The sequence below is a fragment of the Companilactobacillus sp. y65-5 genome (genome assembly GCF_057541095.1).
Genome location: NZ_BAAJOA010000002.1, coordinates 210128 through 234438 on the forward strand (window position 1 = coordinate 210128; position 24311 = coordinate 234438).

At 39.5% G+C, this 24311-nt stretch carries 21 protein-coding genes; 4 read left to right on the plus strand and 17 right to left on the minus strand.

The features are described from left to right. Positions 1-325: 325 nt before the first annotated feature. From AC27FM_RS05100 to AC27FM_RS05165, 14 genes are all read right to left on the minus strand, one after another. Positions 326-2623: a nitric-oxide reductase large subunit gene (locus AC27FM_RS05100; RefSeq protein ID WP_487086427.1), complete on the minus strand. Its 2298-nt coding sequence runs from the start codon at positions 2621-2623 to the stop codon at positions 326-328. A gap of 11 nt (positions 2624-2634) precedes the next feature. Next, complete coding sequence (locus AC27FM_RS05105) at positions 2635-3495, minus strand: helix-turn-helix domain-containing protein (RefSeq protein ID WP_487086429.1); 861 nt, start codon at positions 3493-3495, stop codon at positions 2635-2637. A gap of 313 nt (positions 3496-3808) precedes the next feature. Further along, positions 3809-4717, minus strand: a complete 909-nt coding sequence (locus AC27FM_RS05110; RefSeq protein ID WP_487086430.1) for a glycine betaine ABC transporter substrate-binding protein — start codon at positions 4715-4717, stop codon at positions 3809-3811. Positions 4718-4727: 10 nt separating this feature from the next. Beyond that, a complete protein-coding gene (locus tag AC27FM_RS05115) occupies positions 4728-5576 on the minus strand; it encodes an ABC transporter permease (protein WP_487086432.1) in 849 nt (282 codons plus the stop codon). Continuing rightward, on the minus strand, positions 5569-6768 hold the full coding sequence (locus AC27FM_RS05120; protein ID WP_487086434.1) for a quaternary amine ABC transporter ATP-binding protein: 1200 nt from the start codon (positions 6766-6768) through the stop codon (positions 5569-5571). The genes AC27FM_RS05115 and AC27FM_RS05120 overlap by 8 nt, the downstream gene beginning before the upstream one ends. Before the next feature lie 427 nt (positions 6769-7195). After that, the gene (dltD, locus tag AC27FM_RS05125; RefSeq protein WP_487086436.1) at positions 7196-8452 is read right to left on the minus strand and encodes a D-alanyl-lipoteichoic acid biosynthesis protein DltD; all 1257 of its coding nucleotides are present in this window, start codon (positions 8450-8452) and stop codon (positions 7196-7198) included. Positions 8453-8455: 3 nt separating this feature from the next. Further along, positions 8456-8692 carry a D-alanine--poly(phosphoribitol) ligase subunit DltC gene (dltC, locus tag AC27FM_RS05130; protein ID WP_487086438.1) on the minus strand — a complete coding sequence of 79 codons (237 nt, stop codon included), beginning with the start codon at positions 8690-8692 and terminating at the stop codon, positions 8456-8458. Positions 8693-8711: 19 nt separating this feature from the next. Further along, complete coding sequence (gene dltB, locus AC27FM_RS05135; RefSeq protein WP_487086440.1) at positions 8712-9923, minus strand: D-alanyl-lipoteichoic acid biosynthesis protein DltB; 1212 nt, start codon at positions 9921-9923, stop codon at positions 8712-8714. Continuing rightward, entirely contained in the window at positions 9916-11436 is a 1521-nt protein-coding gene (dltA, locus tag AC27FM_RS05140) for a D-alanine--poly(phosphoribitol) ligase subunit DltA (protein ID WP_487086442.1), read from the minus strand. The genes dltB and dltA overlap by 8 nt, the downstream gene beginning before the upstream one ends. A 25-nt stretch (positions 11437-11461) precedes the next feature. Next, a complete protein-coding gene (locus AC27FM_RS05145) occupies positions 11462-11608 on the minus strand; it encodes a teichoic acid D-Ala incorporation-associated protein DltX (RefSeq protein ID WP_487086443.1) in 147 nt (48 codons plus the stop codon). Positions 11609-12176: 568 nt separating this feature from the next. Further along, a complete protein-coding gene (locus tag AC27FM_RS05150) occupies positions 12177-12818 on the minus strand; it encodes a GNAT family N-acetyltransferase (protein WP_487086444.1) in 642 nt (213 codons plus the stop codon). Positions 12819-12937: 119 nt separating this feature from the next. Beyond that, positions 12938-13648: a hypothetical protein gene (locus AC27FM_RS05155; protein ID WP_487086445.1), complete on the minus strand. Its 711-nt coding sequence runs from the start codon at positions 13646-13648 to the stop codon at positions 12938-12940. Positions 13649-13708: 60 nt separating this feature from the next. Then, the gene (gene rpsN, locus AC27FM_RS05160) at positions 13709-13978 is read right to left on the minus strand and encodes a 30S ribosomal protein S14 (protein WP_487086447.1); all 270 of its coding nucleotides are present in this window, start codon (positions 13976-13978) and stop codon (positions 13709-13711) included. 110 nt (positions 13979-14088) lie between these two features. Continuing rightward, a complete protein-coding gene (locus AC27FM_RS05165) occupies positions 14089-14712 on the minus strand; it encodes a GyrI-like domain-containing protein (protein ID WP_487086449.1) in 624 nt (207 codons plus the stop codon). Positions 14713-14877: 165 nt separating this feature from the next. Here AC27FM_RS05165 and AC27FM_RS05170 point away from each other — a divergent pair, with 165 nt between their 5' ends. The 3 genes from AC27FM_RS05170 (at position 14878) to AC27FM_RS05180 (ending at position 18722) form a co-directional block, all read left to right on the plus strand. Next, positions 14878-15615: a WxL domain-containing protein gene (locus AC27FM_RS05170; protein ID WP_487086451.1), complete on the plus strand. Its 738-nt coding sequence runs from the start codon at positions 14878-14880 to the stop codon at positions 15613-15615. Between the two features lie 254 nt (positions 15616-15869). After that, positions 15870-16634: a WxL domain-containing protein gene (locus tag AC27FM_RS05175; RefSeq protein WP_487086452.1), complete on the plus strand. Its 765-nt coding sequence runs from the start codon at positions 15870-15872 to the stop codon at positions 16632-16634. Positions 16635-16817: 183 nt separating this feature from the next. Beyond that, positions 16818-18722 (plus strand): PTS sugar transporter subunit IIABC, encoded by a 1905-nt coding sequence (locus tag AC27FM_RS05180; RefSeq protein WP_487086454.1) that lies wholly within the window; start codon positions 16818-16820, stop codon positions 18720-18722. Here the strand turns inward: AC27FM_RS05180 and AC27FM_RS05185 are convergent. Continuing rightward, complete coding sequence (locus AC27FM_RS05185) at positions 18719-19450, minus strand: GntR family transcriptional regulator (RefSeq protein ID WP_487086455.1); 732 nt, start codon at positions 19448-19450, stop codon at positions 18719-18721. The two genes, AC27FM_RS05180 and AC27FM_RS05185, sit on opposite strands and share 4 nt — an antisense overlap. A 181-nt stretch (positions 19451-19631) precedes the next feature. Between AC27FM_RS05185 and AC27FM_RS05190 the strand changes: the two genes are divergently transcribed. After that, positions 19632-20711 (plus strand): GDSL-type esterase/lipase family protein, encoded by a 1080-nt coding sequence (locus tag AC27FM_RS05190; RefSeq protein WP_487086457.1) that lies wholly within the window; start codon positions 19632-19634, stop codon positions 20709-20711. 41 nt (positions 20712-20752) lie between these two features. On the opposite strand, the gene AC27FM_RS05195 is transcribed toward AC27FM_RS05190, so the two are convergent. Next, the gene (locus AC27FM_RS05195; protein ID WP_487086459.1) at positions 20753-22507 is read right to left on the minus strand and encodes an ABC transporter ATP-binding protein; all 1755 of its coding nucleotides are present in this window, start codon (positions 22505-22507) and stop codon (positions 20753-20755) included. Next, positions 22507-24270: an ABC transporter ATP-binding protein gene (locus AC27FM_RS05200; RefSeq protein WP_487086461.1), complete on the minus strand. Its 1764-nt coding sequence runs from the start codon at positions 24268-24270 to the stop codon at positions 22507-22509. The genes AC27FM_RS05195 and AC27FM_RS05200 overlap by 1 nt, the downstream gene beginning before the upstream one ends. Positions 24271-24311: the final 41 nt, after the last annotated feature.

Here is a 24311-nt window from a genome sequence, read left to right on the forward strand (position 1 = left end):
CATCGACTGAATGAGGTGTTTACGAAGAAAGTAATCCGCCAAGCCCCATTCCTAACGCAAAAAGGGCTCGACATAATTTGTCAGAGTCCTAAGGTCAGAGCAGCAAGGCTGATAAGAAAGTTACGGATGTGTTGATCATTTTGTTATTAATTCGACTTTGATTAGACATATACGTAACCTCCTTGATTTGATAGTGGTAATACTAGCACTCAAAATTAGAATATACAAATCTTTTTTTAATTTACTTAACAATCTTCACATTTTAAAACTCAACGAAAGCCTTTATAGCAACAAAAAAGACCCACAAATGTGAGTCTTAATTTTTTTATTTAATATCATAATCAATCGAATTGATCTTTTCAGAAGCTGGTTTCAAGTGGAACATCCCTCTGAAGAACACTACCAGAAGGATAACGACACCGGCGGTAAAGATAATGTCTGGTACTGAACGGGCGATCGTCAACCCCATGATGACTGGATCCTGATAAAAACTGGCTAATCTTGCATGCCAATATCCATGCTCCAATGCATCCTTAAGTTGCAAGAAGCCCATTGGCATCAAGGTAATAAACGTCATTCCGGCTAAGCCGATATTCATGACGATACAAGCCCATTTGATCCATTTCTCGACTTTTTTAGTCCAGAACTCTGGTTTCGTCAGATGACGCATGGCGAATAACATGATTGCAACAGAGAAGAAGCCGTATACTCCCGCCATTGAACCGTGTGCATGAGCTGAAGTCCACTGTGTCCCGTGTTCAAAGTAATTGATTGCTGGAGCGTTGATCAAGAATCCTAAAGCTCCCGCACCGATTGCATTCCATAATCCGGTCGAAACTAAGAACATGAAGGTCCCCTTGTATGGGAAATCAACGGCTGAATCCTTGTAGACGCGGTAGTGCGTGTAAGCTTCCCAAACTAACAGACAGAGTGGGATAACTTCTAGGGCGGAGAAACAAGAACCCAATGCTAACCAGATCGAATGGTCACCTTCCCAGAAATAATGATGCCCCATACCGACGACACCTGTACCCAGTAATAGGATCAACTGGAAGTACAAGGCTCTGATCGTTGACTTGATAGTAGTTAATTTCATATCGACCATCAAGTAACCGATCAAGATGACGGCGAATGATTCGAAGATACCTTCGACCCACAGATGAACGATCCACCATCTCCAGTAATCGGCGAAAGTAACGTGTGAGTTAGGCAAAATAAATAGTGAAGCTAGATAAAAAGCGGGAATGGCGATGGAACCACAGAGTAACAATTGTAACAATCTTGAACGGTCGAGATTTTTTTTGATCTTGATCGCAGGTAGGAAGCCTCGTAGTAAAATAATAACCCACAAGACCATACCAATGATGAATAGGATTTGCCAAAACTTACCCATTTCAGCGTATTCCCAACCATAATGACCAAATAGCCACCACTTATCATTGATGATTCCTAAAGTTGAGCCCCATTCACCAAGCATGGAGCCGCCGACAACTACTAACAGAGCGTAGAACAAGATGTCGACTAGTAATCCTTGACGCTTAGGTTCACGTCCAATTATCCTTGGCGTTATATATATACCAGTTGCCAACCAAGCGGTTGCGATCCAAAAGATCACTAATTGTAAATGCCAAGTCTTCGCTAAGTTGAACGGCCAGATGTTTTGCAGTGGAATTCCAAAGAAGGAGTTTTCCACATAGTAATGGGCCAGCAATTCTCCCAGCAGTACTTGCACGAAGAACATCAACATAACGATCAAGAAATACTTAGCGGCCTTACGTTGTGAACTAGTGATTGGTTCATCTGTTTTGATACCTTTTATTTCCGAAAAATCTTCAGTATATTGCATATCGAAGTGGTACTTTTTGTACACGTAAATAACTAGACCTACACCTGCGACTAGTAACGCCACTGACATGGCCGTCCAGACCATTGCATCTGAGGTCATGATATTACCGGCATCCAGGTCGTAAGGCCAGTTGTTCGTGTAAGAATATTCTTGTCCGGGACGATTAGTCGAAGATAACCAAGCTCCCCAGAAGAAGAAGTAAGTCAATTGGTCGACCTTGTCGCCGTTTTCCATGAAATCATTCGTCATATTTTTGATCATGTTTTCAGGCAGTCCCGCTTCGTCGGGATTGTTCTTGAATACATGACGGTAGTATTTCGTCAAATGATTCAGTCCCGCAACTTGAGCATCCGTCAGTACCAATTGATCATTCTGAGAGTTATAGCGATTCTTACGGATCTCCTCTTTAACGACACCTTTGATTCCTGACTTTTGTTCAGTTGATAAGGATTTGAAATCTTTAGAAAATTCTTTTTGGGCATAGTATTCATGCATGCCCTTCAAATAAATGTGTAATGCTTCAGCTGTATAATCTGGTCCAAAATAAGTACCATTTCCTAAATAAGTACCATAATCTGTCAGACCGTATTTTTCAAAAACAGCTTGTCCTGACACTAGTTCACCCTTAGTGACGACCGTAGTGCCAGATTCGTTAACAATCTTAGACGGACGTGGGGCTTCGTTCTTAAAAATCAGAAGTCCCCCAGCAATCAAGATCGAGAAAGCGATGATTAAAACCCAAAGTAAAATCTTATTCAGCTTCTTGTAAGAAGTCATGAGATTTCCCCCTACTTACAGTTTTTAATCAGCCCCTTGATCGTTACCAATTCATTTTGGTTGTTATTGAACTCGGAAAAAACACGAGCCTTCGTCAAAAACTCTGTCGTTTGGTCACTAGAACCATTCACAGCACAGTCATTGATAGCTAATTGAGCGTATAATCTAGCAATGTAATAAGTCACGTGGTTATCTGAACAAATCTTTACCCCATAGTTAAGCAATGTATTGGCAGTTTCATAATCGTGTTGATCTGAATAATAAATTGCACAATAAAAAATAATACTGATGTAACGCCAGATCTGATTGATATTTTCGATCGACATTCCATAAATATCGTTGAATACTTTGTTGAAATAATATTCACTCTTGGCGGCATCCTTCTGTTTGGCATAAACCATCCCCATACCGGTGTATGCTAAAAAGGTAAAAATAGTTTTTCCATCGGAATCCAAGCTCGTTAATATTTGATTAAAATCAAACACTGCTTCGAACAAATCTCCGCCATCCAAAACATTCAAATAACCTTTGAGATAATAATATTGCATCAAGGCATCGGCATCATCCTTGAGCAAATTTTGATCGATTTTTTTGATAATATCCCATGATTCTTTATATTCACTAGTTATTAAATTGAATTCAACTTTATTCATCGCAATAACTATTTTTTTAGAACGACTATCGTTTACACCCATAACATCATCAAGTGAAAGATCGAGTCGATTGCATAATTGTATTAGAATCTTTAGTGATGGAATCTTACCATTATTTTCAAATTTGCTTAAGGTAGCTTGAGTACAAATACCGTTGCTCAATTCCTTCTGTGACAAACCTAATTGCTTTCTTCGATTCACAAAACTCTGTATGTTCATGAGAGCACTCCTATATAAAATATAAATATCTTCATGAATAGAATTATATACTCATCTAGCCCCCCTTACCAACATAAGGAAATTTTTTGGTAATTTTCAAAGCTGATTATATTCCTATACTAATAGGATTCGCCGAATTTGTAAATACTATTTTATATAAAAAATATTCCTTTAATATATAAATAATGTTTTTTCACAAGGATTCATGTGACCGTTATCAAAAGATTCAATTTGTTCAAGTAAAGTTTGTGAAAAAAATAAGCCGAAACAATTTTATTTTGTTTCAGCTTATTTTTTATATTATTTTAGAATTTTATTTATTCTTTAAATCTTCGATCGAATTAATATTCTTCATGTATTTTGGAACTGCCAATCCAACCTTGGCACCCTTCAAATTAGGTCCTAAATCTTCAAAACGGCCTTTATAATCTTTGTAATACAGGCCGGAAGTCTTAGGCAACCATGCACAAACTTGCGCATCGGCGGCCTTAGTAGCGATCGAAGCCCAAACTGGTTGTTGTTCCATGGCTTGAATCGTTACCTTGTAACCTTGCTCACGGAGGACTTGCGCAACGACGTTAGTTGAGGCGATTTCCGAATCCCAAGCTACATAGGTCATTTTGAGTGATTTCCCATGAACTTTTTTGACACCTTTAGTCCATTCGCTCACTTGTTTAGGATTAGCTTTGATCCACTGTTTAGCAGCTTTTTGTGGATCCATTCCATCATTGACCTTCAACATGACGTCCGACATTTGCTCAGGTTCCCAGTGGAAACGATCTAGGATGGTATATGCTTCCGGATCATCCTTTTTCAATCCCAATCTGACGATCGTATGGATACTCTCGGCTTTACCGTAAACATTTTTAGGATCTTTTAAAAACTTGATAGGAAACTTAGTGAACATCCAATGTGGTTGCCAACCGGTGACAACGATCGGACGTTTTTCTTTGATTGCTTTGTCCAAGGTACTAGTCATCGCAGCTGTCGAACTAGTTTGTAATTGCCACTTGGCATCGCTCAAACCGTATTTTTTCAAAGCCGTCTGAGTCGATGACATGATACCCGCACCAGCATCTATCCCCGTGATAGTGTAATTTATTTGTGATCCCAGTTTTTTACTACTGTCATAAGGTTGTGTTTGTGAACTACATGCCGCAAGCAATGGAATAATCAGTAATGCTACAAAGAAAAGACTTAAATATCTTAATTTTTTCTTCAAACAATCCCTCCTATCCTTTCCTACGATCATGTGTCAATGACTGCGTCAATCTGTCCAAGATAATTGCTAAGATAACGACCGCTAGACCAGCAGCAAAACCACCACCAGCGTCATTTCGACCAACCGCGAAGTAAACTTTGGTACCAAGACCCATCGCACCGATCATTGAGGCAGTAACGACCATTGACAGTGACAGCATCATGCTTTGATTAACACCGGCCATCAAACTCGTCTTGGCTAATGGCAATTCAACTTTGAAAAGTTTTTGCCATTCAGTCGAACCAAAAGAATCTGACGCTTCGATCAACTCACTTGGAACTTCACGAATCCCCATATTGGTCATCCTGACCGTTGGAGGCATGGCAAAGATAACAGAGGCAACGATTCCCGGTACCATCCCGATACCAAACAGTGCTACTGCTGGTATCAAGTAAACAAAGGCTGGCATAGTCTGCATGAAGTCAAGGATCGGCTTCAGGATTATTTCTGCCACTCGACTCTTCGCCATCAATATCCCCAGTGGGATACCAATGACTAAGGCGATCAAACTCGACGTCAAGACTAAGGTCAAGGTCTGGGTCATATCACGCCAGAAATCCAAATTCCAGATCAACAATAATCCCAGCAATTCAAAAATCAATAAGCTCCAATTCTGAGCATCACGATTCATATAGTAAGTCAGCGCCAAGACAATGACGATGAACAACCAGATAGGTATGAGGTCAAAGACCCACTGAAAGGCATTGTTGATACCACCGATAAAATTAGTCACTCCGTTAAAGAAGCCAGTGAATGAAACCAACCAATCGACAAAATTGTCGATCCAATGTGCTAATGGTATTTGTGGAATATTATTCAAAATCACTCACCTCATTTCCTGCTAGAGCACCAAGAACAGCTCCGCGGACGATTATTCCCTTCAATTGCTTGTCGTCATTGACCACGGCAAAAGGAATCCCCGTTTGAGATATTTCATCCATCAAATCATTGATTGGTGTATCTTCGTGTGTCGTTGGCACGTCTGTCTTGATGACCGACCTGAGGTCACTACTGTCCTTTCGTACCAATCCAATAACATCGTTAGCATCAACGATACCGATCAATGTCCGCTTATTGTTAACCACATAAGCAGTCGAAACTTCATTGTTCTTCATCCGTTTCAGAGTCAATCTTGGACCAGCTTTGTCGATATTGATCGTAACTGGACGAATCATGACATTTCCAGCTGTTAGCACTTTACTCCGGTCGACATTCTCGATGAATTCTTCTACGTATTCATTGGCCGGATGCGTCAAGATATCTTCAGGCGTACCTGTCTGGACGACTTCACCGTCACGCATGATCATAATGTGGTCGCCCAATTTCAGAGCCTCATTCAAGTCATGACTAATAAAGATGATCGTCTTGTGTAATCTCTCTTGAATATCCAGAAGCTGATCTTGCATGTCCGTCCGGTTCAAAGGATCCAGCGCTGAGAACGCTTCATCCATCAACAAGATCTGTGGATTGCTCGCTAATGCACGGGCTAGTCCAACACGTTGCTGCATACCACCGGATAATTGATCTGGATATTCATCATTGTATCCTGTGATACCAACTTGTTCGAGTGCTTCGTTAGCCTTTTTTTCACGGGTCTCTTTATCGACACCTTGAATCTCTAATCCATATTCAGCGTTTTCCAAAACCGTCCGATTCGGTAATAATCCAAAATTCTGAAAAACCATACTCATTTTTTTACGACGAACTTCACGAAGTGATTTTTTGTCCATCTCCATCAAGTTTTCACCGTCGATCAACACTGAACCATCAGTAGGTTCGATCAAACGATTGATCATTCGGACCATCGTTGACTTACCACTACCTGACAAGCCCATAATGACGAATATCTCACCATCATTCACCTCAAAACTCGCCTGATCGACACCAACAGTGGCACCAGTCTCCTTGAGAATCTCTGGCTTAGTCTTGCCTTGCTTGATTAATTCCTTAGCTCGACTGATATGTTTTCCAAAAATCTTAGTCAAGTTCTTAACTTCAACTTTTACAGTCATCAAATCCCCCATTCTAGAATAGTGTAAGGTCGCCCTTACTGTGTATATAGCGAATAAAATCAGCTCCTGAGTAAATCTAACACTCAAGAGCCTGCCAATATAAAACGATTAAATTTTCAAAAAAGGATACTATCCATTAAATAAAAATAATTAAAAGACATCACTTACCGTAACAAAAATAGTTATCTTTTGCAAACTATGTGGCTTATAAATGCCGATATACGGGCATTCGACTGATTTTTTCACAAGGCTTCAGCCCCTATCACAATAAGACTTATAAGGCTTACATTTTTGGACAAAAAAATATCGAGACTCTACTTTTATTGTAGAAGTCTCGATTGCGGGCATGTACTGTTTTTTGAGGGGAAACAGTACTACGGAAAAGGTATTACGGTTTACTTCCCTCGCCTGCCAGGTTTGGGAAGTTTTAAAAGTCAACATTGTCAGCCCACTTCTTAGTTAAGAAGTAGCTGTTCATCTTATAATTCGTTTTATTATGATCGGCTTTTTTATCTTTGAAGTACGGTTGTAAATGCTTATCTAAGATCAACCAACCACGCCATCCCATATGAATAGTGTCTTCAGCGATATAGTTAGGATTTTTCTCATGCGTCAAATCGACGATGTTGTTGAATCCTTGAGATTGCAATTGGTACTTGATCTTTTTGTCGAAGTCAGACAGAGCATTCTTCGGCATACCGGTATATTTGATCCACTTAGGATTTACTGGCTGAATGACGAACATGACTTCAGTATGATTCTGGTTGAACAAATACAACATGGCTTCAAAGTCGTTGTATTCAGGAGAATGCTTGTAATCCACATGTCGGTGCGCATTCTTATAACGATGAATCCGTCGGTACAATTGTTTCTTATAGTAAGAATCACCGATCTGCAAGTCATTTTCACGGGAATGATGCTTAGCCATCTTCACCGCTAGTTTGTTCAGATCCTTGTAGTCATAATCATCTGGTAGTTTGGATACTGCCTTATCGATTTTATCTTGATGATCATTCAATGAAATAGTTCCAAACAGGCTATCTTGATTCTTCAAGCTATTGCGTGTTAACGTGCTGATATATAAGCGTTGAAAGCTAGTGATCTGTTTACCATCGGCAATTCTGAGTAAGGCGTCGGTTTCGATCGTACCTAAGCTATCATCTAAATCAAGGATCCTATTGGCGATATATTTGTTCATCTTCTTATCACCATGATTGGAATCAACGATAAAACCACTCAATTGTAGTGGTGAGAGAAAATACTTGAAAGCATCCGCAGGTACCCCTGTCTTGGTAAACCACTGCGGTGAAATGATAACTACCGCCTTTTGATTCTTCAATCCATTGATACCACTGACATTCATCGCTTGTGTCAGCGATGCCGTCCCTGGATTACCTAACAAAAAAGGCTTATTTTTCCAGTGATATTTCTGTGCCATTGAGGATGGGTGAAATGGGTCCATTCTAGAAAGTTCAGATGATCCAATAATAGGAATGTAATTTTCTTTTTCAGCCGCATTCTTAACACTTTCACCCTTGAGAACTCTCACATCTAGTGAAGTAGATGCTTGATCTATCTTATGTGAAGTAACTGTTTTGAAATTAATCGGAGTCCATAAAAGAATCAATAACGCAACAATCGCAACTATTACAGGTCCAAAAATCATCCATAACTTTTTTTTCATAGTTTATGCCAATTCTGTGACACGATCTGAAATTTTATTGATAGTCGACCATTGTGTACGGTCAAACTCTGAAACTGGTACTTCAATACCGAATTCATCCTGTAAAGTCACTAGAACTTCAACTGTTGCCATTGAATCTAGGATACCCGTTGCGAATAGATCTTGATCTAAATCATTCCCAATATCGTCTAGTCCTGTTACGTCTTTTAAAATGTCTACGATCTTATCTGTGTTTTTCATAATTTATATTCTCCTTCGATTAGCTAAACCATAATGTATTTAAAAATCCTGAGAAAATCAGGAAACTGAAGCAAACTACGTTAAAAGTTATAAAGATTGCTAGAGCCTTAGTAAATTTGTTGCTAGGAATCTGTTGACGATGCTTCTTCTTGTATCTCAACCATGCGTCATTAGTGATCATGGCACCGGCGTGGAAAATACCGTAAACAATATAATACCAAGTGACACCATGCCAGAATCCCATGATGAGAAAGAGCGTAAAGTAACCGATGTTAGCCATCGTTACGCGATTTTTAATCCATTTTTTCTTCATCATCATAAAAATCAAACGCATATAAATAAAATCTCTAAACCAAAATGATAATGTGATATGCCATCTATTCCAGAAGTCCTTGATGTTGACTGACTTGAATGGTTGTTTGAAGTTCATCGGTGTTTCTACACCCATAAAGTTACTGATGGCAACGGCGAACAACGAGTAACCAGCGAAGTCGAAGAATAGATACATGCTATATGTGTACATGTAAGCAAGTAATGCCCAGGAAATCCCAAGTGGTGCTTGTTCTCCGTATGACAATGCTAAGATCGATATTTTCGGTAATAGCAAGGTCCCGAAGAAGTAACCCAAAATGAACTTATAAACTAATCCCAACATTAATCTGTTAGTACCGAGGTGTAGTAATTCCAAATATTTTTCACGACTTGGTACTTTCAATACATCTTTTTGAAAACGACGAAAACGATCGATTGGTCCTGAGGAAATGGTTGGGAAGAAGAGCAGGAATCTGATGAATTCGGTCGGTTTGATCTCCTTGATCGTGCCGTCACGCAACTCCATGATGATTTCTACTACTTTGAAAGTTAAATAACTTATTCCCATAAATGCGAATAACGACAATGTAGCGTTATTCATAATTGGATCTAGCTTGACAAAAACCAGTGGAATGATCGCTAGAACTACCGCAAGGCTGAATATCCAAAAATTATTGTATTTTTTCCGATACTGCTTGTATGCAAACACAATAATCATTTCAAATAATATATAAAATATTAATGAAATACCCTGTCTAGCATCACCTCCAAAAAAGGTAATTGCCAAAATAATAACTGTCGCAAAGAAGTCGTACACTTTGAAACGTTTGCCGTATAGTAGACCAATAACTATTGGAAGTAATAGTACAAAAAGATAGATGAAATAATGCGGGGAACTGTATGGTGTGATGTTATGCATTAATCTCGCCTATTAGTGCCTTTCTGTCTATTTTTCCATTTTTACTGATCGGCAATTGTTCCACGAACTTCAAGACGTTTGGAATCATGTAATCCATAGTTGTAGTCTTCAATTCATTTTTGATTTCAGAATTCAACTCAAGCTCATCTACGGACTTGAAGCGATCTTCCAAAACAATGTGTGCAATCATCTTGCTTACTTGCTTCTTGTTGTTATATAGCGGAACCGTACATGATTGCTTGACTTGATCCAAATTACCTAGCATCGCGTCGACTTCTTCTAATTCGATCCGATATCCATGCATCTTGATTTGAAAATCAGTTCTACCTCTGTAAAATAACAGACCATCCGGCGCCTCACTGACCATATCGCCAGTGTGATAGAAGGTCTCATCATTGATAACTTCAAAGGCTTTTTTAGTTTGAACTGGATTGTTCAAATAGCCTTTGGATACATCTGGACCACTGACCAACAACTCTCCAGTCAAATATCCGTCGAGACCTTTTTCAAAATTATAAATAATATGATTCATATTTGATTTGAGATAACCAATTGGAAGTCGGTCGTACTTAGCTAATAGCGCATGGTCAATCAGTATCGAGGTCACTGCAACGGTATTCTCAGTCGGACCATAGGTGTTATATAATTTTGCCTTAGGAAACTTCTTCAACAACTTAGTAGCTGTGGCGTGTGTCAATTCTTCTCCACAGAAGATGAACTTCTGGAGATGAGGCATGTTCATACTGTCGAAACCTCTGAATAAGAGACACATTTCGAAAAATGACGGGGTCGAGATCCAAGTGTCAAACTCAGAATCGACGATTGCATCTTGTAATTTGCCGAAGTTCTTAGTCGTATCCTTATCAACGACCGTCAATGTGGCACCGCTAGTCAAACCCGGATAAATATCAAAGACCGACAAGTCAAATGAGAATGGGGCTTGTAGTAACAAGTTAGTTTCATTAGAGTAATCAAATTTGCTGTGAACCCAAGTGACGAAGTCCGTTAGGTTGTCAGTGCTTATCTGCACTCCTTTGGGAGTTCCGGTCGTTCCCGAAGTAAAGATAATATAAAAATCATCGGTTGGTCCGATACTCTGATCTGCGTCATAAATGTCGTTTTCGGAATTCATCGTCGTGATCAATTCTGCTTGAGAAACAACTGGTGTTTCAACGCCTAAATCTTGAACACCGCTCCAGTTCAATACTAACGAAGGTCTTGCGACTGCTTCGATCTGGATGATTCGTTGTGAATCTGAACCATCGTCTACCGGAATATAAGGATGTCCTGCCTTGATGGCACCTATGAACATCACTAACATTTCGAATTGTTGTCCGCCATAAATCACGATCGGACTTTTTTCTGGCAAAAACTTATCCTGCAGGAAATTAGCTATGCGATCAGATTTTTGTCCTAAATCACGATAAGTGGCAGTTATGGGACCGTTCCTATAACAAATTTTATCAGGTGATTCATCAATGACTTCTGTAATCCTTTGAATAATTGAATTCATGATAATTTCCTTCTCTCATTTTCAATTAAAAATCGTTGTAAATAAATTTGGCACTACCTACACCGTTGTATCCATAGATGTATAAGAGAACTAAGAAGATAGTGAAAAAAGCGATAGTTTTAATTATAAATAAGTTGATCGGATTTCTTAAAAAAATAAGTAAATTTTTCATTATAATTTACACCTCTTGGATCATTTCGCTACGTAAGGTTTATATAATCATTCCCAAATATGGGTGTCAAACAAAAAAATTAATAGACTTCATAAATTACATTTTTATCTATATAACTTTTATAAGTATTATAATAACGGATGTTTAAACATATTTAGCTATTTTTGTAAAAAAAGTTTATCCTTTTTGACCAAAACATAGAGCCATAAGTGTTTTATCGTATATTTGTTTAAACATATTTTTAGAAGAAAATAGTAAATTTATATCGCACTGTCCCACTTTGGCTCAAATATTATTCAGTGAGTCATTCACAGAAGTGTGATTTTTTTAAAAAGTTCATATTCGAAAATTATATATACAAATTTTATATATTTTGATAATTAAAAATATTCATGTGCATGAAATATTAATTCGATAACATTAATCTTGATTGCTTAACTAAGAATTAATTTTGTTAGTAATCATTACTTAGTCCACCTCGGTGAATTAAAGTACATTTATTATCATAGGTTTTTATTTTTTGATAGTCGCTTATTTTTCCTTACATCTGTCTTACATTTTTGTAAGATTAATCGGCTAATGATTTACTGAAAGTCCAATTGTCGATCGCTTTACCATCAAAATCCAAAACAATGTGTTGGTAACTCTCAAAGCCGTTTTGTTGATAAAAATGACAGTTGGCGGCTGTGTTAGTCATCAGAGTGATCCGACTAATTCCCTGCTGTTGCAACGTTGGAAAGATTAGATCTTCTAGTATCCCGCTGCCTAAATGCTTTCCTTGAAACTGCGGACTGACGGCTAAAATACTCAGATACCAGGATGGGATACTTGATGGCTTTAGACTTGCGCTCTCAGCCCGACCCATTTCCTTTAAAAAAGTATGTAAGTTAAGTTTTTTGTAATATGGAAGTAATTTGAGTGCACCTGACCGCACATACTCAAATAAACCAACTGGCTTGGCGGTCAAAGAATGGCCGAACGCCACACAGGCAATCTCACCATCCACGAGAGCGACCTGCCCATGCCCACGTTTGAGATCGGCTTTCAGTTCGATCGTCAAAATCAATCGTAAGAACTTACGATATTCAGCATCATTATGAAACTTGTGTCGTAGCACATCCCAGTAGAGCGGATAATCAAAAAAAGCATTCGTTTCTAGCTCCGCGATTGCTTCCAAATCTGTCAGTTTTGCTTCTCGATAATTGATCATTTAATTAATTCTCCTATAAATAAATACACCGCTATAAGTCTACTTAATTATCCAGATAGACTAAATTACGCTTTAATCACTCCAAAATACTAAAATAGGATCATCTTTTTTAGATGATCCTATTGTTTCGTATCAGGAAAAAATTTGGATAATTCGTAGTTCATATGTAGTAATTCTAGTGAATGTTCATTTTGTAATTTAGATAATTTTAATTCATCAGTGTCTACTTTCAACAGTTCATTGATGTCTTGAAATGACTGTGAAACTTCAAAATAATATTGATAACGCATTGAAGTGAATTGGATATCCACTCTTCGATTTTTCCAGTTAGGAGCCTCAGATGAACCGCTCAATAATGTGCCCAAGAAATCATAGTCAAAGTCTGTCCAACCCTTGAGATCGTACTCTTTGACTAACATTTTAATATCCTTCAGATCATCAAAAATAGCTGCAAAATTTAATAACCAGTTCATTTTTTGTGTGAAGGCATTCTTTTGCGATAAAGCCGCAACTAAATAGATGATGCGCAAATACTTGGCATCTTTAAATTTGAAACGTTTATCTAAGTCATCGATCAAGAAGAAAGCATTTTGGAGATAGTAACTTTTATTTTTTTGCTTATTGATAAAATTCTCCAATAAGTCTTGTGTATAAATAGTTATTACCCCGGTGTCGAATATCTTTTCGCCTGGTTTCTCCTTGCCGGACATTGTAGCGAGTTGTGCCTCTTTATCATCTTGTAGCTTATCTTGTACCGTACGATCGCTGTTACTCCATGGTAGACACAACTGATTATTTTTTAAAATTGAATAATACGTTATCTCTGTCATTTCACCACTCACCTTACTACTATTGTACCCAAAAAAGCCGCCGAATAAACGACGACTTTTCTACCAACTGGCTTTTTTTACACCAGGTATTTGTCCAGCATGAGCTAATTTGCGAAAATTCAGTCTAGACATCTGAAATTTACTCATATATCCGTGCGGACGACCATCGATCAAGTCACGAGAATGTAATCTGGTGGCTGATGAATCTCGAGGTAATTTACTCAATTCTTCATAATTACCTGCCGCTTTTAATTCCTTGCGTAAGGTTGCATAACGTTCAACCGTTCTTTGCAATCTTTTTTCGCGTTCGATTTTTGCTTTACGTGCCATATATCTTGTACCTAACCTTCCATATTCTTGTCAGTTCTTAATATAGGAAGTCAACGTTAGTATTTTTAGAATCGTTTTACACATTAACAAATTAATAATCAATTATCAAATTATTTGATTTCATATCTCAAAACTGTCTTGAGCTTCGTCGGATCCACTCGTCTCGCATCTGACAAATAAATCTCACGGTGAATCTTGGACTTTCTCACTCGACCGATCTTATCTGCCAACTCGTCCATCAATTCAAAACTACCAGGTTCTGTATCATAACTACCAACATGCAGGATCTCGATCGCTTCATAACTCGATCGCTCGATAATCTGCAACTCATCCATCAGTGGTTGGTATTTCTTTTCTTTGACAGTCGCAATCGCACTTTCGATCACTGAATCAGGAACGAAATCAGGGATACGCATCATGACGTCATACTCGAATTCATTTTTATCGAGATGATCCAATTGTTGCCCCTTCGACGTCAGCGACCACACTCCTTCGAGCGGAAAGACGACGTAATCATCATAATCTGCAGTGTGTGTTTGGCAATACTTTTTGTAACCCGCTTTGATACCATAAGAGATCGGATACAGCACTGTCAGACGTTCTTTGAACTCATCTTTATTTGGGTCACCTACTCCGTGCAGTGAAACGAAACGTTGCTCAGGTACAGTGACTTGAATCGCCTTAGTTTTAGGAAGATAGAGCTCTTTTTCTTGCTTGCGCCATTCGTATTTCATGATTCACCTCTGCCATTTCTTCCTATAATATCACACTCAAATATCGATGTATTTCGGACGTATCCCACATTTTGTAAATTATTTTTACAAAAGTTGACACAAAAAATGTATATTTTTGTGATTCGTGATATTATTAGGTTATTAATTGAGTTACGGGAGGGTATTATGAAATTTTTAACTCTAGCTTCTACTTTAATAGTCGGTCTAAGCTCATTTGCCTTCCCTTCAGTAGCTCAAGCTGCAACTAGTGATACGATCAATAATGATGGCTCGATATCTGTCGATGTAGGATCGCTAGATGATTCGAGTAATGTCGCCATTGCCAATGCTGGTAGTGCGACTGCGCAGTCTAGCGTCAGCGTCAACGTTCTGACTGGCCTATTGACATTAGACGCCGTACCTAATTTCAACTTTGGTAATGGAGCTGCTGATACAACTGTCAAACTCAAGGACAATTCTAGTAACGGCAATATCATCGTTGACGGGAATTCCCAAGGTATCCTGCAAGTAACCGAATCTCGCCAAGACGACAATGGCAAGACACCAGGATTCAGTTTGTTCGCACGTCTCAATAACTTCACTGTCAACGGCGACACCGTGGATGGTTTCATTATGACGCTTAACCCACAGGAACTATCTAGTAGTGATGGCGAAAACATTAGCACTGGATCTGAAAAGCTCATGACTAACAAAGCTAAATTGACATCCGGTAGTAATCACGAGACAGCCGTTATGGATCTAGCAGCTGGCACATATAAAGCTGGTACGATCACGACGAGCTTCACCACTGCCGACTCAGCTAATTTGTATATTCCACAAAATGCCGATAGCTCTCAAAAATCCGTCGATAAATATTCTAGTTCTATTATTTGGACGTTGAATTCCAAACCATCTGTTAGTTAAAATAATTTACTATGACTTTCATCCAAAAAAGGGCTCGTGACGAGTCTTTTTTATTTTTCTGTCCTTTATTACCAATTTTTAGCGATTTGGCGGATGAAAAAACTAATTTTAAGCCGTTTCCAGCAAGTAAATACTGAACGGCCCAAATTTTGAAAGAAAGATTTATGAATATAGAAATATATCGGCCTGATTTTTTGATACTATTTGAGTAGATAATATTGCCACGTTTGAAATAATAAAAAGGGGGAAAACAAATGAGATCATACAAAAAAGTGATTGCTAAATCATTATTTGTAGCCAGTATAATCTTTGGCGCTTTGAGTGCATCCGCTACCCCCGTGAGTGCAGAAACCACCAATAATGCTTTGACAGTAGAGAATACAACTACGACTACGACCGATCCCATACCAGATACCTCTAACGTCTCCGTTCAGATCTTATCAGGCATCCTAACACTCGAAGCCGTTCCTGACTTCAGTTTTGGTTCTCTGACTTTCGGCGGGACTGCAGACTTGAAGTCCAACACCGTCGCAATTAGTGATGAAGAATTAGAAGATAATCCTGATCTTCAATACGGAAAAGATGGTAATTCTCAAGGTGTCCTCAAGATGATCGATTCTCGGACTGCTGTTAATAATGACGGTACTGGACCCGGATTCTCATTGAGTGCCAAAATGTCACAATTAAATCCTTATATCAGCGGTGACGCTTCATTGAACGCAATCTTGAACCTAAGCTCAATGCCACTGCTTGACCAAGACAAAAACAACATTTCTAACACTACTAGAACTGACCTTTCAACTCAAAAACAAAACCTTTCAAGTGAAGATACGGAGTCCAAAACATTGATCAACTTGGCTTCTGGATCCTACAGAGTTGGTGTTATCCAAGCCAACTTCAATACACCAGATTCAGCTAGCCTAACCTTACCAAATCAAGATGGCGCCTCTGATGGAACTGTTAAAAAATACAACGCTGTGGTTACATGGACGTTGAGTAGTTCACCAGTGGTTCAATAAAAATTACAATAATTTTACAAAATGACTGAGACAAATGTTAATTTGTCTCGGTCATTTTTGTTTAAACATGTTTTACTACCATATTTTCTTTAAAGGTTATACAATAGGGTAAATAATTGAAATATTTTTTGTTTTTTATAACAAAATAACGATATTTCTATTAACTAATTGGGAGGATTAGCTATGGCAGATGCGTTAGACATTCTTGCCCCAGTTTCGGGACATATTATCGAACTATCAACTGTAAATGACCCTGTCTTCTCCCAAAAAATGATGGGAGAAGGATTCGGAATTGACCCTACCAGTGGTCAAATATGTACCCCCGTCGCAGGCAATGTATCGTTCATCGCCGAAACTAAGCACGCCTTCGGTATCACGACTGACGATGGTGCAGAAATACTGGTCCACATGGGGATCGATACGATCTCACTGAATGGGGAACCCTTTTCTTTGACGATCAAAGTTGGCGATAATGTCACAGCCGCTCAAGTTATCGGCAATATGGATCTGGATGCAATAACTAGAGCTGGCAAAGAGACGACGGTAGTAGTGGCAGTGACGAATACCGCTGACTATCTGAAAAGTATCACCCTCAAACAGGGCGATGTTTCCTCAGGGACGACAGCAGCAGTAGTTGAACCTAAGATCGATGATCTTGAGGATGAAAAAAATATTAAGATCAGCTATCAAGAAATGGCCGTTGAGATCATCAAAGATGTCGGCGGTAAACAAAATATCAAGTCAGTCATCCACTGTATTACAAGATTGCGCTTTTATTTAAAAAACGACCAATTGCCTGATGACAGCGCCATAAGAAATCTCTATGGTGTGATCGACATCGCTCGGGCTGGCGGACAATATCAAGTCGTCATCGGTTCGGCAGTCTCTGAAGTGTATGATGCACTAATGGAAGAACTGGGAACGAAGTTTGACAATTCATCTACTGACACAAGTGAAACGCCTGCTGAGCCAAAAACGATTTGGGATCACCTTAGAAATGGTTTCAGTGCCTTCATTGGCGTTTTAACTGACTCGATGATTCCTATTATTGGTTTGTTAGGTGGTTCTGGAATTCTCAAGGGTATCTTGGGAGCACTGGTCGGTTATGGTATTTTGGAAAAAAACAGTGGTACTCATTTGATTTTTTCATCGATCGCTGACTCGCTGTATTACTTTCTCCCGGTCATTCTTGGATTCACGGCTGCCAAAAAACTGGGTTCCAATCCAGTCACGATCGCGGTAGTCGGCAGTGTCCTGACCTATCCAGCGATGATCGCTGCCAGTCATGAGTCGATTCAATTGACGATTTTCAGAGTTCCAGCACACATCATGTGTTATACCTCCTCCGTCTTTCCGATCATCTTCGCTGCTTGGGTCGGGAAATACTTGGAAAAGTGGCTCAAAAAAATCATCCCTTCAATTCTCCGCTCGATCTTCCTGCCGATCATCGAAGTCATTATTCTCAGTCTCTTGATCTACATCGGCATCGGACCGATCGTCTTGTCATTGAGTAGATTTCTATCTCATGGCATTGAATCGATATACTTCGTAAATCCCGCACTGACAGGTCTGATAGTTTCGGGATTATACCAAGTAGCCGTGGTCTTTGGCTTGCATTGGATCATCATCCCTATCGTGGTCAACGACTTAGCAATCAGTGGTCATAGCTATTTGAATGCTATGATCTCAGTCACGATGGTCGCTCAAGGTGCAGCCGCAATGGCAGTCGCCTTGAAAACTAAAGACAAAAAATACCGTGATTTGTCTTGGGCAGCAACGATTTCAGCCTTCTGTGGCGTTACTGAACCAGCAATCTACGGTATCACGATTAAATATAAGCGAATATTTTTCTTATCGAACATTGGTAGTGCTATCGGTGGATTCTTAACTGGATTTTTCAAAGTCGATGCCTATGCCCTTTCCGGCTCCTTCATCGGCTTCCCAGCCTTTATCAATCCCGATGTGGGTGTGACGTCTAATCTACTAGGCTATGTCGTGGCTCACCTTGTGACCTTGATCATCACCTTTACGATGATCATCATCTGGGGTTACAAACCTGAAGATGACATCAATCCCGTTCTCCGTTAAAATGACTTGAAGTCTACCATAGAAAAGTGATTAGGGACATATCTAGTCTGAGTATGCTCAAACAGGCGTCCGGTATCTGTATAGACGAACTTAGTCAAAGCTCCGACACAGTTCATATCACCGACATCAAGCACTTGCATGTCACGCTTAGTTGCTGACTCTACAGTGGTAGTTGAACGCTCTGCAGCGATCTTGAATAATCCGTTTTCACGAATATATTCATAAATAGAATTCTCAGCATCTTGTCGAGTGATATTTCCCAGCAAGCTCCGGCGGAAGTAGCTATTGTCAACTGCTAGAGCCTTGCCATCGAACAATCTTAATCGTTCAATGAAGTAAGCCTCATCACCAGCGTTGAATGACGTCATCTTCTCGATCGCATCATTAACTTCTACTTCCTTAAAAGTTAGAACATCAGTTGACAGACGTTGAATGAACTCATTTTGAGGGAAATTTCTCAACGCTTCAAAGCCTTCTTTGTTTTCAGCTTGAAAGATAACTCGATCATCGCGGATAGGTTCTAATACGACGACCCCTCGTCCTTTCACGGCATAAACAAGTCCGTCATTTTGTAATTCTTTGAGAGCACGTCTGACAGTGTTTCTCGTCACTTCAAAACGTGACGCTAGTTCTTCTTCACCGGGCAAAGTATTACGTGGTTGGTAGACTTGCTTATTGATTTCTTGTTTTAATGTATCATAAATATCAGAATATAATTTTTTCGGCATGGTACCTTCTCCTCAATAAACAAATTGTGTGGTATGTGCATAAACGGTAGACAATATGTCAAATGTTTAAACAAGTGTTTTACACTAGAATTATAACATACGATTCCATTTTATAGCATAACCTATATAAAATAATAATAAATAATTTATTATATACTGAACTCACGGATGGTGACTAATTATGACAATCATCAATACTTGGACAAAAGAATTTTCATATTTTCCTAATATCAGACATATAAACCGCGGTACTCCGCAATCTATTACGATATTTCAACCCATAGCTACTGACAAAATCAGATTACGCATCAATAATCAATACGGAAAAATCCCGCTGGAGATAAAATCTATCAAAGTGATCGAAGATAATACTCCCTATGACGTTACGGTAAATAAACATGCCAGTTTTAGCATTGCATCCAAGCAAAGTTTGTGGAGCGACTGGTTGTCGATCCATCTAGCTGAGAATTCAACTTTTGAAGTTGAGATCAAAGCTTACAACCACTCTATCCATACACTCGGTTCAACTATCGCAACGGAGTTGGTTGATTCTGACAACTACATCGATGGGGACAATCACTTCATCTACGGCATCTCTGCTGTTCAATCTGATACGGATGTTTTAGTCAACAAAATCGCCTTCTTCGGTGATTCCTTAACCAATCAAGGCCAATATACTACCCCTCTGGCAAAGTCACTCGTCAAAGAAAACACCGTAACTGCTAATTACGGCATCTCTGGTAATCGTCTGTTACGAAAGGGCAACAGTACTTCTAATTGGTCTCACAGTTTTGGTCCAGCCGGCATTGACCGTTTTGAGAAGATGCTCACTGAATTTTCTCCCAATACAGTTATTTTATTGGAGGGAACTAATGACTTACTACTACCTGGAACAGGAACACCGCTGTCAGAACTGCCCACAGTTGAAGATATGGTCGCTGGATACCAGAAAATAATTCAAGTCTGTAAAGCCCAAAATATTGAATTGATCTGCCTAACTATACCACCATTCCAAGGCACGATCATTGACGGTCACGATGCTTGGAGTTCAGAAAAAGAAAATCTTCGTACCAAGATCAATGACTTCATCTTAAGTTTAACCAATACCATCGACTTGGCAACCTTTGTTTGCGATGATTCTAAAAAGAAATTATCCAAGGAATTTGATTGTGGAGATCACGCTCATTTTTCAGAAGATGGCGGTAAAACGATCGCTCGTTTCTTGGAAAATAGCCTTAATGGCGAATATGTTAATTATTAATCCAAAAAAAAGGCTGGGGAAAATTTTCCCCAGCCTATTTGCTATTCCTGAAATTGACTGTTGTACATGTTTGCATAGAAGCCATTTTTTTGCATCAATTGTTCGTGGTCACCACGTTCGATGATCTCACCATCTTTTACGACTAAGATCACGTCGGCGTTCTTGATCGTTGACAAGCGATGGGCAATAACGAATGACGTTCTACCTTGAGTCAATAAGTCCATTGCCTTTTGGATCTGTTCTTCAGTTCTAGTATCAACTGAACTAGTAGCTTCGTCGAGGATCAGCATTGGAGCATTTCTGATCAAAGCTCGGGCAATCGTCAAGAGTTGTTTTTGTCCAACTGACAAACTGACCGAGTCGTCCAAAACTGTATCTAGTCCTTTTGGTAAAGTATCGATGAAGTGGTCGATACCCACTGCTTCACAGGCTTTTCTGATCTGTTCGTCAGTAACGTTAACTTGATTATAAACTAAGTTATTTCTGACCGTATCATCGAACAGCCATGCATCTTGTAATACCATGTCAAACTGATCACGCACTTCGGAACGTTTCATCTTAGTAATATCAACACCATCAATCTTGATGTTTCCATTATTGAGGTCATAAAATCTCATCAGTAAGTTGACCGTTGTGGTTTTTCCTGAACCAGTCGGTCCCACGATTGCGATTTTTTGTCCCGGTTTTGCATGCATCGTAAAGTTCTTCAAAATCTTTTGGTCTGGTAAGTATCCGAATTCTACGTTATTGAATTCTACATCACCAGTTGTAGTAGTGAGTTCATCCGCCTTATCAGAGTCGTCGACTTCTTCTGGCTCTTTCAAAAAGCCAAAGACACGTTTCATAGCAGCTGAAGCCGTCTGTAAACTAGAGAATGCTTGAGCTATTTGGGATAGTGGCTGTGAGAACAAACGAACATAGATCATGAAGGCCACGATCGTCCCCATACTCAAACTACCTTTTATCGCTAAGATAGCCCCAACGATACAGACCATCACATAACCGAAGTTACCAATGAACCCCATCAGCGGCTGCATGATCCCTGAGATGAACTGTGATTTCCAAACGGCATCGTATAGGTGATCGTTCATCTGGTCAAAATCTTTTTTGGCTGTGTCAGCATAATTGTAAGTCTTTACGACATCGTGCCCAGAATAGATCTCTTCAGTGTAACTCGAGATGTCAGCTAGTCTACTCTGTTGAGAATTGAAAAACCTCTGTGACTTAGCCATGATCACCATCGTGGCGATAAATCCCGCCAAAACTGAAAGAATGGCCGTGACACTCATAGGAACATTGGTTACCAACATCATGATAACGACCCCGATCAATAGAGTTATCGACGAGATCAATGTTCCTAGACTTTGATTCAGTGACTGTCCCATGGTATCCAAGTCATTCGTGACACGACTCAACGTATCACCTTCGTTGTGAGTATCAAAATAGTTTAGTGGCAATTCATTGATTTTAGTGGTGATCTTTGTTCGCAGTTTTTGAGTAAATTTCTGCGTGACAGTCGCCATAATAAACCCTTGTCCGTAAGACATGACTGCCCCAACCGCATAGATAGTCCCTAAAACAATGACTATCTTCATAACCTGAGCGACATCGATGCCCTTGACTAAGCCATCCGTGATCAGATCAGTAATCTTACTTAATTGGCTGGGGCCAATGATCGAAGTCACACTGCCCAAAACGGCGAAGATCAACGCTACGAAGACGGGGCCGACGTATGATCGTCCGTATTCTAACACGCCATCTTTGATACTGACGTCTCTTGTATTAGCTCTACGCATTAAGCCAATTCCTCCTTTGATAATTGTGAATAAGCGATTTGTTGATAAACTTCGTTATTCTTTAATAGTTCTTCGTGCTTACCTTGACCGACGACTCGACCTTTGTCCAAGACAATGATCTCATCAGCGTCAATAATGGTACTGATACGTTGTGCCACGATGACCTTGGTCGTTGTAGCGGCTTTTTGCTTCAACATGTCACGCAGTTTTTTGTCAGTCTCATAATCCAGAGCGGAGAATGAATCGTCGAATAACAATATCTCAGGTCTGCGTGCGATCGCACGCGCAATTGCCAGACGTTGTTTTTGTCCACCTGAGAAATTATCACCGTGTTGCGCTACATTGGCATTCAACTGGTCAGATTTTTCTTCCACAAAATCTTTTGACTGAGCAATGTCTAGGGCTTGATATGCTTCATCATCAGATAGTTGATCCGACTTGTTGGCACTAGTCCCAAAGTCGAGATTGCTCTTGATATTTCCACTGAATAAAACGGCTTTTTGTGGGATATAACCGATACGATTATTCAAATCTGTTTCTGAATACCGTTTAACGTCAACGTTATCAACTAAGACTTGTCCCTCAGTAGCATCATATAATCTAGGGATCAAGTGTAGTGATGTACTCTTACCACTACCAGTTGAACCAATGATGGCTACGGTTTGACCCTGTTGTGCTTTAAAAGACAAATTCTGGATGGCTGGTTTTTCAGCTCCGGGATACTTGAATGTAACATCTTTGAATTCAAGTACGCCCTGATCCTCAGGCTTAACTTCTGTCTGTTCATTGAAGTTGACCGAAGGCTTGATTGCTAAAACTTCATTGATTCTACCTGCTGATACAGTTACACGTGGCAATAGAATAAATATCATCGATAATAGTAAGAATCCTAAAATAACTTGCATGGCATATGATGAGAATACAATCATATCACTGAACAATGTCAATCTCTGTGCTCCCACAGCCTGATTGATAATAACTGCTCCGATCCCGTAGACAGCCAGCGTCAACCCACTTGAGATGAATGTCATGCCTGGATTCATCAAGGCTAAGAAACGATAAGCGAATAAATTAGTTTTGGTCAAATCATCATTAGCTTTGTTGAATTTTTTATTTTGATAGTCTTCAGCATTGTAGGCGTGAACTACGCGAATACCAGATAGGTTCTCTTGTGTTACGAGATTCAAGCGGTCCGTCAGGCTTTGAACGATTTTGAATTTTGGTTGAACCATTGTCAAAATCAGCGTCAACATCAAACACAATACCAATACGGCTACGGCGGTGGCAGTCGTCCACTCCCAACCCTTACCAGCAATCTTAGTGATCGCCCAGACAGCAGTGATAGGTGCCTTGATAATGACTTGCAGGCCCATCGCAACAAATTGTTGTATCTGGGTAATATCATTAGTCGAGCGTGTTAATAAACTCGATACAGAGAAGTTCTTGATGTCCTGTGTGGAATAATCCATCACTTGATCGAAGACATTCTTTCTGATTCGGGCTGAAAAACCGCCCGCGATCTTAGCAACAAAATAACCTGTGACGATTGCGGCTAGGACACTAGCAATCGAACAAAGTAACATCATTGCACCGGGTTGTAAAATCTGGCTGACCGTGGTCCCTTTCGTCTCGATCCGTTGAGTGATAGTTGACATGTAGCCTGGGATACTCAGTTCGAGCCAGACTTGAATGACGATGAAGAACGTACTTATCGCTATCATGCCATATTCTTTTTTGTTCATTCGTTTTAGTAGTTTAAACATTGTAGCTCCTTTACATTTTCAGTTCGTATACGAACTATACC